At 56.5% G+C, this 14,535-nt stretch carries 15 protein-coding genes and 1 other annotated feature; of the genes, 12 read left to right on the top strand and 3 right to left on the bottom strand.

Going from position 1 to position 14,535, the window contains the following annotated elements; translation table 11 throughout:
- Positions 1-24 precede the first annotated feature (24 nt).
- Both sltY and trpR read left to right on the top strand, forming a co-directional pair.
- A complete protein-coding gene (gene sltY / locus DVA43_RS14470) occupies positions 25-1,962 on the top strand; it encodes a murein transglycosylase (RefSeq protein ID WP_114315937.1) in 1,938 nt (645 codons plus the stop codon).
- A 56-nt stretch (positions 1,963-2,018) separates the two neighbouring features.
- Positions 2,019-2,345 (top strand): trp operon repressor, encoded by a 327-nt coding sequence (gene trpR / locus DVA43_RS14465; RefSeq protein ID WP_114315936.1) that lies wholly within the window; start codon positions 2,019-2,021, stop codon positions 2,343-2,345.
- Between the two features lie 51 nt (positions 2,346-2,396).
- Here trpR and yjjX read toward each other — a convergent pair whose 3' ends face one another.
- Positions 2,397-2,912, bottom strand: a complete 516-nt coding sequence (yjjX, locus tag DVA43_RS14460; RefSeq protein WP_114317148.1) for an inosine/xanthosine triphosphatase — start codon at positions 2,910-2,912, stop codon at positions 2,397-2,399.
- A gap of 49 nt (positions 2,913-2,961) precedes the next feature.
- On the opposite strand from yjjX, the gene gpmB reads away from it, so the two are divergent.
- Positions 2,962-3,609, top strand: coding sequence for a 2,3-diphosphoglycerate-dependent phosphoglycerate mutase GpmB (gpmB, locus tag DVA43_RS14455; RefSeq protein ID WP_114315935.1), 648 nt, complete (start codon positions 2,962-2,964; stop codon positions 3,607-3,609).
- On the opposite strand, the gene robA is transcribed toward gpmB, so the two are convergent.
- The gene (robA, locus tag DVA43_RS14450; protein ID WP_103823186.1) at positions 3,606-4,475 is read right to left on the bottom strand and encodes an MDR efflux pump AcrAB transcriptional activator RobA; all 870 of its coding nucleotides are present in this window, start codon (positions 4,473-4,475) and stop codon (positions 3,606-3,608) included. The two genes, gpmB and robA, sit on opposite strands and share 4 nt — an antisense overlap.
- Before the next feature lie 212 nt (positions 4,476-4,687).
- Here robA and creA point away from each other — a divergent pair, with 212 nt between their 5' ends.
- The 4 genes from creA to creD are packed head-to-tail and all read left to right on the top strand — an operon-like array spanning position 4,688 to position 8,694.
- Positions 4,688-5,158, top strand: a complete 471-nt coding sequence (gene creA, locus DVA43_RS14445; protein WP_103823187.1) for a protein CreA — start codon at positions 4,688-4,690, stop codon at positions 5,156-5,158.
- Positions 5,159-5,172: 14 nt separating this feature from the next.
- Positions 5,173-5,862, top strand: a complete 690-nt coding sequence (creB, locus tag DVA43_RS14440) for a two-component system response regulator CreB (protein ID WP_103178191.1) — start codon at positions 5,173-5,175, stop codon at positions 5,860-5,862.
- A complete protein-coding gene (gene creC, locus DVA43_RS14435) occupies positions 5,862-7,286 on the top strand; it encodes a two-component system sensor histidine kinase CreC (protein ID WP_114315934.1) in 1,425 nt (474 codons plus the stop codon). The genes creB and creC overlap by 1 nt, the downstream gene beginning before the upstream one ends.
- Positions 7,287-7,344: 58 nt before the next feature.
- Positions 7,345-8,694: a cell envelope integrity protein CreD gene (creD, locus tag DVA43_RS14430; RefSeq protein WP_114315933.1), complete on the top strand. Its 1,350-nt coding sequence runs from the start codon at positions 7,345-7,347 to the stop codon at positions 8,692-8,694.
- Positions 8,695-8,738: 44 nt separating this feature from the next.
- Here creD and arcA read toward each other — a convergent pair whose 3' ends face one another.
- Complete coding sequence (gene arcA / locus DVA43_RS14425) at positions 8,739-9,455, bottom strand: two-component system response regulator ArcA (RefSeq protein WP_039030451.1); 717 nt, start codon at positions 9,453-9,455, stop codon at positions 8,739-8,741.
- A 95-nt stretch (positions 9,456-9,550) separates the two neighbouring features.
- Here arcA and yjjY point away from each other — a divergent pair, with 95 nt between their 5' ends.
- The 5 genes from yjjY to thrB all read left to right on the top strand — a co-directional run bounded on the left by yjjY (position 9,551) and on the right by thrB (position 14,534).
- Complete coding sequence (yjjY, locus tag DVA43_RS14420) at positions 9,551-9,691, top strand: protein YjjY (RefSeq protein WP_001541509.1); 141 nt, start codon at positions 9,551-9,553, stop codon at positions 9,689-9,691.
- Positions 9,692-10,090: 399 nt separating this feature from the next.
- Positions 10,091-10,777 (top strand): tRNA/rRNA methyltransferase, encoded by a 687-nt coding sequence (locus tag DVA43_RS14415; RefSeq protein ID WP_114315932.1) that lies wholly within the window; start codon positions 10,091-10,093, stop codon positions 10,775-10,777.
- Between the two features lie 212 nt (positions 10,778-10,989).
- Positions 10,990-11,058: a thr operon leader peptide gene (thrL, locus tag DVA43_RS14410; protein ID WP_103181027.1), complete on the top strand. Its 69-nt coding sequence runs from the start codon at positions 10,990-10,992 to the stop codon at positions 11,056-11,058.
- Positions 10,997-11,115: a sequence feature (Thr leader region), on the top strand. Its footprint overlaps the gene before it by 62 nt.
- A 25-nt stretch (positions 11,116-11,140) precedes the next feature.
- Positions 11,141-13,603: a bifunctional aspartate kinase/homoserine dehydrogenase I gene (thrA, locus tag DVA43_RS14405; RefSeq protein ID WP_114315931.1), complete on the top strand. Its 2,463-nt coding sequence runs from the start codon at positions 11,141-11,143 to the stop codon at positions 13,601-13,603.
- A 1-nt stretch (position 13,604) separates the two neighbouring features.
- A complete protein-coding gene (gene thrB / locus DVA43_RS14400; protein ID WP_114315930.1) occupies positions 13,605-14,534 on the top strand; it encodes a homoserine kinase in 930 nt (309 codons plus the stop codon).
- The last annotated feature ends 1 nt before the right edge of the window (position 14,535 follow it).

Genomic DNA, 14,535 nt, shown 5'->3' with positions numbered 1-14,535 from the left:
TGACGATTAACAGAGGATGAGCGTGTGGTAAAAGCCAAACAAGTGGGCTGGCGACTGTTGGCTGCCAGCGTCTGCGTGCTGACTATCAGCAGCGCGGCGCGAGCCGATTCACTGGATGAACAACGTAACCGCTATGCCCAGATCAAACAGGCATGGGATCAGCGACAGATGGAGACGGTGCAGGCCCTGATGCCGACGCTGAAAGATTACCCGCTGTACCCCTATCTGGAATACCGCCAGCTCACCGACGACCTGATGAACCAGCCGACGATCACCGTCAAAAACTTTATCCAGGCCAACCCGACGCTGCCTCCGGCGCGGACCCTGCAGTCGCGCTTTGTCAACGAGCTGGCGCGTCGTGAAGACTGGCGCGGCCTGCTGGCCTTTAGCCCGGAGAAGCCGGGCACTACCGAAGCGCAGTGTAACTACTATTATGCAAAATGGGCGACAGGCCAGCAGGAAGAGGCCTGGAACGGCGCCAAAGCGCTATGGCTCACCGGGAAAAGCCAGCCGAACGCCTGCGACTCGCTGTTCGGCGCCTGGCGCGCCTCCGGCAAGCAGGATCCTTTAGCATATCTGGAGCGCATCCGTCTGGCGATGAAAGCGGGCAACACCCGTTTGGTGACCACGCTCGCCGGGCAGATGCCGCCGGAGTATCAGACCATCTCCAGCGCCCTGATCCAGCTGGCGAACGATCCCAGGACGGTGATGGACTTTGCCCGCAACACGGGTGCCACCGATTTTACCCGCCAGATGGCGGCGGTGGCCTTTACCAGCGTGGCGCGGGACGACGTTGAAAATGCGCGGCTGATGATCCCAACGCTGGCCCAGGCCCAGCAGCTTAATGAGGATCAGATCCAGGCGCTGCGCGATATCGTGGCGTGGCGACTGATGGGCAGCGATGTCACCGATGAACAGGCGCGCTGGCGCGATGACGCTATCATGCGTTCCCAGTCCACCTCGCTGGTGGAGCGACGCGTGCGGATGGCGCTGGGCAACGGCGACCGCCGCGGCCTGAACACCTGGCTGGCGCGTCTGCCGATGGAGGCCAAAGAGAAGGACGAGTGGCGCTACTGGCAGGCCGATCTCCTGCTGGAGCGCGGGCGCGAAGACGAGGCGAAATCGATCCTGCATACCCTGATGCAGCAGCGTGGTTTCTATCCGATGGCAGCGGCCCAGCGGCTGGGCGAAGAGTACACCTTTAAGATTGATAAAGCGCCGTCCGGCGTCAACGCGGCGCTGGTGAATGGTCCGGAGATGGCGCGGGTGCGCGAGCTGATGTACTGGAATCTGGATAACACCGCCCGCAGTGAATGGGCGAATCTGGTCACCAGCCGCACCGTCGACGAAAAAGCCCAGCTGGCGCGCTATGCCTTCGATAACCGCTGGTGGGATCTTAGCGTGCAGGCGACGATCGCCGGCAAGCTGTGGGATCATCTCGAGGAGCGTTTCCCGCTGGCCTATAAAGATCTCTTCGATCGTTACACCAGCGGGAAAGATATCCCCCAGAGCTATGCGATGGCGATTGCCCGCCAGGAGAGCGCCTGGAACCCGAAAGTGCGTTCACCGGTGGGTGCCAGCGGCCTGATGCAGGTGATGCCTGCGACCGCCGCCCATACGGTGAAGAAGTTTAATCTACCGGGCTACAGCAGTCCGTCGCAGCTGTTGGATCCAGAGACCAACATCAACATCGGCACCACCTATCTGCAGAGCGTCTATGACCAGTTCGGTGATAACCGCATCTTCGCCTCCGCCGCCTATAACGCCGGCCCGGGACGGGTGCGCACCTGGCTTGGCAACAGCGCCGGGCGCATCGACGCGGTAGCTTTTGTCGAGAGCATTCCGTTCTCGGAAACCCGCGGCTATGTGAAGAACGTGCTGGCGTATGATGCTTACTATCGCTACTTCATGGGACAGAAAGATGCCCTGATGAGCGACAGTGAGTGGCAGCGACGTTACTGATCGGTGTGGGTTATGTTATGCTTGTACTCGTTTAAGAGTACAACAGGCGGCATAACATGACCCAGCATTCCCCTTATTCATCGGCGATGGCCGAACAACGGCATCAGGAGTGGCTTCGTTTTGTGGAGCTGCTTCGCCAGTCTTATGAACAGGATCTGCATCTGCCGCTGCTGCAGCTGATGCTCACTCCCGACGAGCGCGAGGCGCTGGGCACGCGGGTGCGGATCATCGAAGAGTTGCTGCGCGGTGAGATGAGCCAGCGTGAGCTGAAAAGCGAGCTGGGAGCAGGCATCGCGACCATCACCCGCGGATCGAACAGCCTGAAATCGGCGCCGGTTGAATTGCGCCAGTGGCTGGAAGCGGTCTTGTTGAAAAACGCCTGATGGTAAACCCAGGCCGGATAAGGCGAAGCCGCATCCGGCACAGATCGCAGGTTAGCGGTATATCGCGTTATGAAACGGGCTCAACGCCAGAATCACCGCCTGATGGTAAACGCTTGAACGCGTCAGCGCCCCGGCGGTAAAGACCCCAATCGCGCCCTCTTTACGCCCAATCTCATCAATGCCCGTGTACTGCGACATCACCGGGCCGAGCGCTTCACCTTCACGCACTTTATCCAGAATGACCTCCGGTAGCGGCAGGGTGGCCGAGCGGGCTTCCCCGCGCTGCTCCCGGCTCTCGATAACCACCCAGCTAAAGGTTGCGCCTTCGTCAATGCCCGCTTCAATCGCCACCCAATAGTCCGCATCAGGACAGGCGGCCCTGGCATTGGCTACGCGGTTTCGTGCGCCAGCGCGCGTTTCCTCGCTGCCGAAGGGCTGTTCCGGCACGCCGCTCTCGACGCTGATGGAGGCAATGTGGCAGGATCCTTCGCCGAAGATCTCGTCAAATGCCCTTAGAATTGCCTGAATTTTGGCAGGATTAGTGGTAGCAGAGACAACCTGGTGCATAATTAAGCCTAACTCTAAAAATATCATCGCAGTATAACGGAAAAAAAGCATGTTACAGGTATACCTTGTTCGCCACGGTGAAACGCAGTGGAACGCCGAGCGACGTATTCAAGGCCAGTCAGACAGTCCACTTACTGCCAAGGGTGAGGAACAGGCCCGGCAGGTTGGCGAACGCGCCAGAACGCTGGGCATCACCCATATCATCGCCAGCGATTTAGGTCGCACGCGACGCACAGCGGAGATTATCGCGCAGGCCTGCGGCTGCGATGTCACTGTGGATGCCCGCCTGCGTGAGCTGGATATGGGGGTGCTGGAAAAGCGTCTTATCGATACCCTGACCGAAGAGGAAGAGGCATGGCGTCGTACGCTGGTTAATGGCACCGAAGAGGGCCGTATACCACAGGGCGAATCGATGCTGGAGCTGAGTGAGCGTATGCACGCGGCGCTGGGGGCCTGCCTGGACCTTCCCGAGGGCAGTCGGCCGCTGCTGGTGAGTCATGGAATGGCGTTGGGCTGCCTGGTCAGCACCATCCTCGGCCTGCCAGCGTGGGCGGAGCGTCGTCTGCGTCTGCGCAACTGCTCGCTTTCCCGCATCGACTATCAGCAGAGTCCGTGGCTGGCGTCAGGCTGGATTGTGGAGATGGCAGGGGATATCTCGCATCTTGATGCCCCTGCGTTAGATGAGCTGCAGCGTTAACGGCGGATAGGAATCAGGTATTCGCAGCGCAGATCGATTGGGCGTTCGTCCGGTTTAACATCCGTTGACGGATAGTAACGCTCAATATCCTGCCCCTTTCTGCGGTTCAGGTTCAGCATCGGCATACAGGTGCCATAGACCGTCATGATAAAGTCCTGCACGCCGGTACCCAGCCCTTCATAGGTGAACATCACATATTCACCGCCTTCCAGCACCACCGGTTTCGACCCCTGAATATAGCCATTGGCCATTTCCGGCGTTAATGCCGTGGTATAGAACACTTCCTGCTCGTCATCTTTTTCCAGACTTGGACGCGTCTCGTTCAGGCCATACAGCAGCGGCGGAATGGCCGGCGCATGGCTGAGGAAATCACGCCAGAACTGAACGCGCATCTGATGACGGAATTCGGAGATCTGCTCCAGCGAGCAGGAGTAGCTTTGCGTCGTACCGACCAGGTGCGTCTCTGGCAGAGTGACGAACTCATGCTGAGGCAGGGTGAATTCGCCGAGGCGCAGCGGCGGACACATCCCGAACGAACTCCAGTCCGGCGAGCGGCGGTAGAGCGCAGGGGTCAACGAGAACTGTTTTTTGAACGCGCGGGTAAAGGTCTGCTGTGAATCAAAGCGGTACTGTAAAGCGATATCCAGAATCGGACGCGCAGTCAGGCGAAGCGCCACGGCGGACTTGGACAGGCGACGTGCGCGGATATAAGCACCAATGGCATGACCGGTGACATCCTTAAACATCCGCTGTAAGTGCCACTTAGAATATCCCGCTTTTGCCGCCACATTATCGAGTGACAACGGCTGATCCAGATGGCCTTCCAGCCAGGTAAGAAGATCGCGAATAATTCCAGCCTGATCCATATACTATCCTCATCCTTAATACAGCAGGTACCCTGCTAACAGGTTAGCGGATAATAGCATTTTTTGATGTTTTAGCATTCAGTGTTTTTTTTGCGCTTAAATGCGGTTTTCCTGGTGATCCAGGAGAATATTTTCTAATGCTGTGATCTTGCTGCTTTTTTTATATGATTGTTGAATAATTACGCAGTTCAATTTTCAAATATGGTAACAATATGAAATACAAGACATTGATCGTCACGACGCTGCTGTTATTAATGGGGCGCGCCGTGCAGGCAGAGGAGATTGGCTCTGTCGATACCGTGTTCAAAGTTTTCGGGCCGGACCATAAAATTGTTGTCGAAGCCTTTGACGATCCCGATGTAAAAAACGTGACCTGCTATATCAGCCGCGCAAAAACGGGCGGGATAAAAGGGGGCCTTGGGCTGGCGGAAGACACCTCCGACGCGGCAATCTCCTGTCAGCAGGTGGGGCCGGTTGAGCTGAGCGAGAAGATCAAAAACGGTAAGGCGCAGGGCGACGTGGTGTTCCAGAAACGCACCTCGCTGGTGTTCAAAAAACTGCAGGTGGTGCGTTTCTATGATGCGAAGCGTAACGCACTGGCTTACCTGGCCTACTCGGACAAGGTCGTTGAAGGTTCACCGAAAAACGCGCTCAGCGCGGTGCCCATTATGCCGTGGCATTAATTCAGGGACACGCCATGCAGCAACCTGTGGTCTGGCTGGTTGAAGACGAAATCAGCATCGCCGATACGCTGATCTACATGCTCCAGCAGGAGGGATTTGCGGTAAAGGCCTTTGAACGTGGCCTGCCGGTGCTGGAGGAAGCGCGCCGACAAAGCCCGGCGCTCGCCATCCTGGACGTGGGGCTGCCGGATATCAGCGGTTTTGAGCTCTGCCGTCAGCTGCTGGCCCGGCATCCTTCGCTACCGGTGCTGTTCCTTACGGCCCGCAGCGATGAAGTGGACAAGCTGCTCGGTCTGGAGATCGGCGCCGATGATTACGTCGCCAAACCCTTCTCGCCCCGGGAGGTATGCGCTCGGGTGCGGACCATTTTACGGCGCATGCAAAAGTCCGCTGCGCCTTCAGAGATTGTCCGTATCGGCGAGTTTGAACTGAATGAACCTGCCGCCAGAATCAGCTGGTTTGGTGAGCCATTACCCCTGACACGCTACGAGTTCCTGCTGCTTAAAACGCTGCTGAACGCGCCGGGGCGCGTCTATTCCCGCCAGCAACTGATGGATAAAGTCTGGGGGGAGGAGGGAGACAGCTTCGATCGCACCGTGGATACCCATATTAAAACCCTGCGCGCCAAGCTGCGGGCAGTGAATGACCAGCTTTCACCTATCAGCACCCATCGCGGCATGGGCTATAGCCTGGGATTATATTAATGCGCATAGGCATGCGGCTGTTGCTGGGATACTTCCTGATTGTGGCCATCGCCGCGTGGTTTGTGCTGTCGATCTTTGTTCAGGAGATCAAGCCCGGCGTGCGCAGGGCAACCGAAGGCACGCTGATTGACACCGCGACGCTGCTGGCGGAAGTGGGACGAGACGATCTGCTGGCAGGCAACCCACAGGAGGGCAAGCTGGCGCAGGCCTTTTCCCGGCTCCACCAGCGCCCGTTTCGCGCCAATATTGGCGGCATTCATAAGGTGCGTAACGAGTATCACGTCTACATGACCGATGCCCGCGGCCAGGTGGTATTTGATTCCGCCGGTCTGGCCGTGGGGAAGGATTACGCGCGCTGGAACGACGTCTGGCTGACGCTGCGCGGGGAGTATGGCGCCCGCAGTACGCCGAGCGATCCGCAGGATCCGGAGAGCACGGTCATGTACGTTGCCGCGCCGGTGGTCGATCGGGGCAAGATTATCGGCGTGTTGTCGGTTGGCAAGCCCAATAGCGCGATGGCGCCGGTGATCCAGCGCAGCGAGCGACGGATCCTGTGGGCCGGCGGCGCGCTGCTGGGGATTGCGTTGCTCATTGGCCTGGCGGTGGCCTGGTGGATTAACCGCTCGATTAACACCCTGTCGCGCTATGCCGACTCGGTGACCAATGATACCCCGCTGCCGTTGCCCGATCCGGGCAGCAGTGAACTGCGCAAACTGGCGCAGGCGCTGGAGAACATGCGTGTTCGTCTGGAGGGAAAAAATGATATCGAAAATTATGTGCATGCGCTCACCCACGAACTGAAGAGCCCGCTGGCCGCGATCCGCGGTGCGGCGGAGATCCTGGCAGAGCAGCCCCCGCCGCAGGTGGCGGCGCGGTTTATCGATAATATCCTGGCGCAGAACGCGCGCATGCAGTCGCTGGTTGAAAAACTTCTCGCTCAGGCCAGGCTGGAAAACAGGGTCGAGATCGTTCCGGTCAGTGTCAGCATTGATGCGCTGTTTACACGCCTTGCCGATGCGCGCGCGGCGACGCTGGCCTCCCGAAACATCACCCTGAACTGGCAAAGGAGCGGGTGCTGCGTGGAGGGCGATGCCGATCTGCTTGAGCAGGCGCTGGGCAATTTACTGGATAACGCTATCGACTTTACCCCGCCGGGTGGGGCGATCCAGCTTGCCGCTACGCAGGCGTTCAGGCAGGTCACCATCACCGTGACGGATAACGGAAGCGGCATCCCGGATTATGCGCAGGCGCGAATCTTTGAGCGCTTCTACTCCCTCCCGCGCGAGAACGGGTTGAAAAGTAGCGGGCTGGGGCTGGCCTTTGTGCTGGAGGTGGCGCGTCTGCATCAGGGGAGCATCGATCTGCGCAACCGGACTGACGGCGGCGTGACGGCCACACTGATACTTCACCGTCCCTTCACATAACTTCAAACTGGCCCCACATAGCCTGGTTAGGCTCTCCTCATCACAAAGGAGACCTGATATGAAATCCCCCCTGTTCTGGAAAGTCAGCACCCTGTTGGGGTGCATTCTGCTGTTACTCGTCCCACTGATGCTGGTGGGCAATCTGATTTCGGAGCGCGAGAGCTATCGCAACGAGGTCGAAAACATCCTTCGCCAGAGTACCAGCGGCCCGCAGCAGCTGGTGGGCCCGCTCATCGCCATTCCGGTAACGGAGGTCTATTACAAACAGGAAGAGGCGAAAAAGGTGGAGTATAAGAAGCGTTATATGCACTTTATCCTGCCGGAGACGCTACTGGTCGAGGGCAATCAGCACGTGCAGACGCGCAATATCGGCATCTATGACGGGCAAATCTGGAATACCGATCTCAACATTAAGGCGCAGTTTACGACGGAAAAACTGGCGGAGTTGCAGGGTGAGACGATGACGCTCGGCAAGCCGTTTATCGTGGTCGGCGTCGGGGATGCGCGCGGAATAGGGGCAGTGAGCATCTCAAAAATCAATGGTGAGACGTTAAGCATCGAGCCTGGCGCCGGGGTGTACGGGTCGTTATCCGGCATTCACATCCCACTGACCGACCACGCGCTGGCGGCAAAAACCGTCTCGCTGGAGATGTCGCTCAATCTGGCCGGTACCGGCAGCTTTGCCGTGGTTCCGGTGGGACGTAACAGCGAAATGACCCTGAACAGTAACTGGCCGCACCCGAGCTTTATGGGCAATTACCTGCCGGTTAAGCACGAGATTAGCGCGTCCGGTTTCCAGGCAAACTGGAAAAGCAGCTGGTTTGCGAACAATCTTGCGGGCTGGTTCAACGACAACGAGATCCCTGAATGGAGTGCGATCCCGGCGTTTAGCGTCACGGTGGCGACCCCCGCGGATCAGTATCAGCTGACCGACCGCGCGATTAAGTACGCCATTTTACTGATTGCTTTGACGTTTATGGCCTTCTTCGTCTTTGAAACTTTAACCGGATTGCGGCTGCACCCGATGCAATACCTGCTGGTGGGGCTGGCGCTGGTGCTGTTCTATCTGGTGCTACTGGCGTTGTCTGAGCATGTGGGCTTTACACCCGCATGGATTATCGCCAGCCTGGTGGGGGCGCTAATGAACGGCGTCTATCTGCAGGCAGTGCTGAAAAGCTGGAAACGAAGTGGCCTGTTTGTACTGGCGCTGCTGGGGCTGGACGTGGTGATGTGGTTCCTGCTGCGTTCAGAAGAGAGTGCGTTGCTGCTGGGCTCTGCGGTGCTGGCGCTGGCCCTGTTCGCGGTAATGTATCTCACGCGCCACTTTGACTGGTACTCGCTCTCCCAGCCGAAGCGCACGGCGCCATCCGGGTCAACGGATAAAGATACGATGCGGTTATGGAAATAAAAAAACGGCGCCAGGGCGCCGTTTTTTATGACTTATGTGCAGAATTATTCCTGCAGGTCGCCGCAGAAACGATAGCCTTCACCATGAATGGTGGCGATGATTTCTGGTGTATCCGGCGTGGATTCGAAGTGTTTACGAATACGGCGGATAGTCACGTCAACGGTACGGTCGTGCGGCTTCAGCTCACGGCCGGTCATTTTTTTCAGCAGTTCTGCACGGGACTGGATCTTGCCCGGGTTTTCGCAGAAGTGCAGCATGGCGCGGAATTCGCTGCGCGGCAGTTTGTACTGGTCGCCCTGCGGGCTCACCAGAGAACGGCTATTAATATCAAGTTCCCAGCCGTTGAATTTGTAGCTCTCTACGCTACGACGCTCTTCGCTGACCGTGCCCAGGTTCATGGTGCGGGACAGCAGATTGCGTGCACGAATGGTTAACTCGCGTGGGTTAAACGGTTTGGTGATATAGTCATCCGCGCCGATTTCCAGGCCAAGAATTTTATCAACTTCGTTATCGCGGCCAGTCAGGAACATTAACGCAACGTTCGCCTGTTCACGCAGTTCACGTGCCAGCAGAAGGCCGTTTTTACCCGGCAGGTTGATGTCCATGATAACCAGGTTGATATCATTTTCAGAAAGGATCTGATGCATCTCTGCGCCATCGGTCGCTTCAAAGACATCGTAGCCTTCTGCTTCGAAAATGCTCTTTAACGTGTTGCGTGTTACCAACTCGTCTTCAACGATAAGAATGTGCGGGGTCTGCATGTTTGCTACCTAAATTGCCAACTAAATCGAAACAGGAAGTACAAAAGTCCCTGACCTGCCTGATACATGCCACAAATTAACATGACCGGCGTAACGTGACTAAAGTACGTAATTGCGTTCTTGATGCACTTTCCATCAACGTCAACAACATCATTAGCTTGGTCGTGGGTACTTTCCCTCTGGACCCGACAGTGTCAAAAACGGCTGTCATCCTAACCATTTTAACAGCAACATAACAGGCTAAGTGACACCAGACACCCAATAAAACTACGCTTCGTTGACATATATCAAGTTCAATTGTAGCACGTTAACAGTTTGATGAAATCATCGTAGCGGATCGCTAGCCTTTGTCACAAATTTTCAACAAACCAACTAGTTGCGACCGTTAATTAATAAACAAGGTGAATCCAATGTCAACATTGAACCTGAGAAATCATTATCATTATTAAACATAGGGATAAGCGTTATTCATTAACATTATCCCTTAAAGTTCATTCATGAAATAGTTTAGTATTTTTAATTTGTAGTGAAACGCTATTTCGGTGATTTCTGTTGCGAATTTGTAAATTCGTGATGCGTAATATGATGATGCGTATCACATTTTTATCGGTTAACTGCCTAAAAAGAGAGCATAAATGCATTTGTCTATCGTACTGGTATCCCCAGCAAGAGCAGAAAATATCGGCGCCGCCGCACGGGCAATGAAGACCATGGGGTTTACCGATTTACGTATTGTCGCCAGCGATGCGCACAACGAACCTGCGGCACGTTGGGTTGCCCATGGCTCGGGAGATATCCTTGATAAATTAACTACTTACGAAACTCTGGCCGACGCGCTGCACGATATCTCTTTTACCGTCGCTACCACCGCCCGCAGCCGATCTAAGTTTCATTACTACGCCACGCCCGCTGAACTGGTGCCGTTACTGGCAGAAAAAAGCCAGTGGCTGCCCAACATGGCGCTGGTTTTTGGCCGAGAAGATTCCGGCCTGACGAACGAGGAACTGGCACTTGCGGACGTGCTGACCGGCGTGCCGATGGTGGCAGATTATCCGTCGCTAAATTTAGGTCAGGCCGTGATGGTGTATTGCTATCAATTAGCATCCTTGATGCAAAATCCTGCTTCACCTCCGGCTGAGGTGGATGAAAACCAGCTTTCTGCTTTGCGTACGCGTACCGAACGCCTGCTGACCTCGCTGAATGTCGCCGACGATCAGAAAATGGCGGAGTGGCTACAGCAGCGGTTAGGTCTGTTAGGTCAGCGAGACACGGCAATGTTGCACCGATTACTGCACGATATCGAAAAAAAACTGGCAGAGTAAAACGCTGTCATACTTTTTTGTTATGGTTGAATGCTCCAAAAAATGTGCTGTGCACGGTCCGATCCGGACGGAAATAAAAACTCAGGCAGAGATACGTGAAAGGGCCGGAAAATGTGATCAAATTAGAAATTCGTTGACTTACCGGCACGTATGCTTTAACCAATAGAGTCAGACAGCACAGACAGATAATAATGACAGAGTACACAACATCCATGAAACGCATCAGCATCACCACCATTACCACCACCATCATCATTACCACAGGTAACGGTGCGGGCTGACGCGTACAGGAAAGAAAAGAAAAAAGCCCGCACCTGAACAGTGCGGGCTTTTTTTTCGGCTAAAGATCACGAGGTAACAACCATGCGAGTGTTGAAGTTCGGCGGTACATCAGTGGCAAATGCAGAACGATTTCTGCGTGTTGCCGATATCCTGGAGAGTAATGCCAGGCAGGGGCAGGTGGCGACGGTTCTCTCTGCCCCGGCTAAAATTACTAATCACCTGGTGGCGATGATTGAGAAAACCATCGGGGGTCAGGATGCACTGGTGAACATCAGCGACGCTGAGCAGATCTTTGCCAGCCTGCTGCAGGGCCTGGCGGATGCACAGCCTGGCTTTCCCCACGCCCAACTGAAAGCCTTCGTTGAGCAAGAGTTCGCTCAGATTAAACACGTTCTGCATGGTATTAGCCTGTTGGGGCAGTGCCCGGACAGCATCAACGCGGCGCTGATCTGCCGCGGTGAAAAACTCTCTATCGCCATTATGGCGGGCCTGCTGGAAGCGCGCGGCCATAACGTCACGGTGATCGATCCCGTTGAAAAACTGCTCGCTGTTGGTCATTACCTCGAATCAACCGTAGATATTGCCGAATCTACCCGTCGCATTGCGGCAGGCAAAATTCCTGCCGACCACATGATCCTGATGGCGGGCTTCACCGCCGGGAATGAAAAAGGGGAGCTGGTGGTGCTGGGCCGTAACGGTTCCGACTATTCCGCCGCCGTGCTGGCTGCCTGCCTGCGGGCCGACTGTTGTGAGATCTGGACTGACGTCGACGGCGTGTATACCTGCGACCCCCGCCAGGTGCCCGATGCCCGCCTGCTGAAGTCGATGTCTTATCAGGAGGCGATGGAGCTCTCCTACTTCGGCGCCAAAGTGCTTCACCCTCGTACTATCGCCCCTATCGCCCAGTTCCAGATCCCCTGCCTGATTAAAAACACCGGTAATCCACAGGCGCCAGGCACGCTGATTGGCGCCAGCAGCAATGAAGATGGCCTGCCGGTAAAGGGCATCTCCAACCTCAATAATATGGCGATGTTCAGCGTCTCCGGGCCAGGCATGAAAGGGATGGTTGGCATGGCGGCGCGCGTGTTTGCGGCCATGTCGCGCAACGGTATCTCTGTCGTGCTGATCACCCAGTCCTCCTCGGAATACAGCATCAGCTTCTGCGTACACCAGGCCGACTGCCTGCGTGCGCGCCGGGCGCTGGAAGAGGAATTTTACCTGGAGCTGAAAGAGGAGCTGCTGGAGCCGCTCTCCATACAGGAACGCCTGGCCGTTATCTCGGTGGTGGGCGACGGTATGCGCACCCTGCGCGGCATCTCCGCGAAGTTCTTTGCGGCGCTGGCGCGGGCGAACATCAATATTGTTGCCATTGCCCAGGGCTCCTCAGAGCGCTCCATCTCCGTGGTGGTGAATAATGATGATGCGACCACCGGCGTGCGCGTCACTCACCAGATGCTGTTTAACACCGATCAGGTTATTGAGGTGTTCCTGATTGGCGTCGGCGGCGTCGGCGGTGCGTTACTGGCGCAGCTGAAGCGCCAGCAGGAGTGGCTGAAGAAAAAGCATATCGATCTGCGCGTCTGCGGCATCGCTAACTCAAAAGCCCTGCTGACTAACGTCCATGGACTGAATCTGGAGAACTGGCAGGCGGAGCTGGCGGAGGCGAAAGAGCCGTTTAATCTGGGCCGTCTGATCCGCCTGGTCAAAGAGTATCATCTGCTGAATCCGGTGATTGTCGACTGTACCTCCCACCAGGCGGTGGCCGATCAGTATGCCGACTTCCTGCGCGAAGGTTTCCACGTGGTCACGCCGAATAAAAAGGCCAACACCTCGTCGATGGATTACTACCATCAGATGCGCCACGCGGCGGCGAAATCCCGCCGTAAGTTCCTCTACGACACCAACGTCGGCGCCGGGCTGCCGGTTATCGAAAACCTGCAAAACCTGCTCAATGCCGGGGATGAACTGCAGCGTTTCTCCGGCATTCTGTCGGGTTCGCTCTCCTTTATCTTTGGCAAGCTGGACGAAGGCATGAGCCTGTCGGAAGCGACCAAAATGGCGCGTGAGCTGGGCTACACCGAGCCCGATCCCCGTGACGATCTCTCCGGCATGGATGTGGCGCGCAAGCTGCTGATCCTCGCCCGCGAAACGGGACGTGAGCTGGAGCTGTCGGATATCGTCATTGAACCGGTTCTGCCGGAGAGTTTTGACCACGCTGGCGATGTCGCCACCTTTATGGCGAATCTGCCGCAGCTGGATGACGCTTTCGCTTCCCGGGTCGCAAAAGCCCGTGATGAAGGCAAGGTATTGCGCTATGTTGGCAACATTGAAGAAGATGGCGTCTGCCGTGTCAAAGTGGCGGCGGTCGACGGTAACGATCCGCTGTTCAAAGTGAAAAACGGCGAAAACGCCCTCGCGTTTTACAGCCACTATTATCAGCCACTGCCGTTGGTCCTTCGCGGCTATGGCGCAGGGAATGATGTGACGGCGGCGGGCGTGTTTGCCGATCTGCTGCGTACCCTGTCATGGAAGTTAGGAGTTTAACATGGTCAAAGTTTATGCCCCGGCTTCCAGCGCCAATATGAGCGTCGGGTTTGATGTGCTGGGTGCGGCGGTGACGCCGGTGAATGGCACATTGCTGGGTGATACGGTTACGGTAGAAGCGGCGGACAGCTACAGTCTGAACAACGTCGGGCGTTTCGCCAGCAAGCTGCCGAGCGAGCCGCGGGAAAATATTGTCTATCAGTGCTGGGAGCGTTTTTGTCAGGAGATCGGTAAAAACGTCCCGGTTGCCATGACGCTGGAAAAAAGCATGCCGATTGGCTCCGGGCTGGGCTCCAGCGCCTGTTCCGTCGTCGCCGCGCTGGTAGCGATGAACGAACATTGCGGCAAGCCGCTGAATAACACTCGCCTGCTGGCCCTGATGGGCGAGCTGGAAGGGCGCATCTCCGGCAGCATTCATTATGATAATGTTGCCCCCTGTTTCCTGGGCGGCATGCAGTTGATGATCGAAGAGAACGGCATCATCAGCCAGCAGGTGCCAGGCTTTGATGAGTGGCTGTGGGTGCTGGCCTATCCGGGCATCAAAGTGTCGACCGCGGAAGCGCGCGCTATTCTGCCGGCGCAGTATCGCCGTCAGGACTGCATCGCCCATGGCCGTCATCTGGCGGGCTTTATTCATGCCTGCTATACCCGTCAGCCAGGGCTTGCAGCAAAACTGATGAAAGATGTTATTGCCGAGCCGTACCGCACTAAACTGCTGCCTGGCTTTGACGAGGCACGCAGCGCCGCGCTGGATATTGGCGCACTGGCCTGCGGCATCTCCGGTTCCGGACCGACCCTGTTTGCGCTGTGCGACAAACCGGATACGGCTGAGCGGGTGGCAGGTTGGCTGGAGAAAAATTACCTGCAAAATCAGGAAGGCTTTGTTCATATTTGCCGTCTGGATACGGCGGGCGCACGAGTACTGGGATAAA

The organism is Leclercia sp. W6 (assembly GCF_003336345.1).
Lineage (GTDB): Bacteria > Pseudomonadota > Gammaproteobacteria > Enterobacterales > Enterobacteriaceae > Enterobacter.
This window is presented reverse-complemented; position numbering and strand designations above follow the sequence as displayed.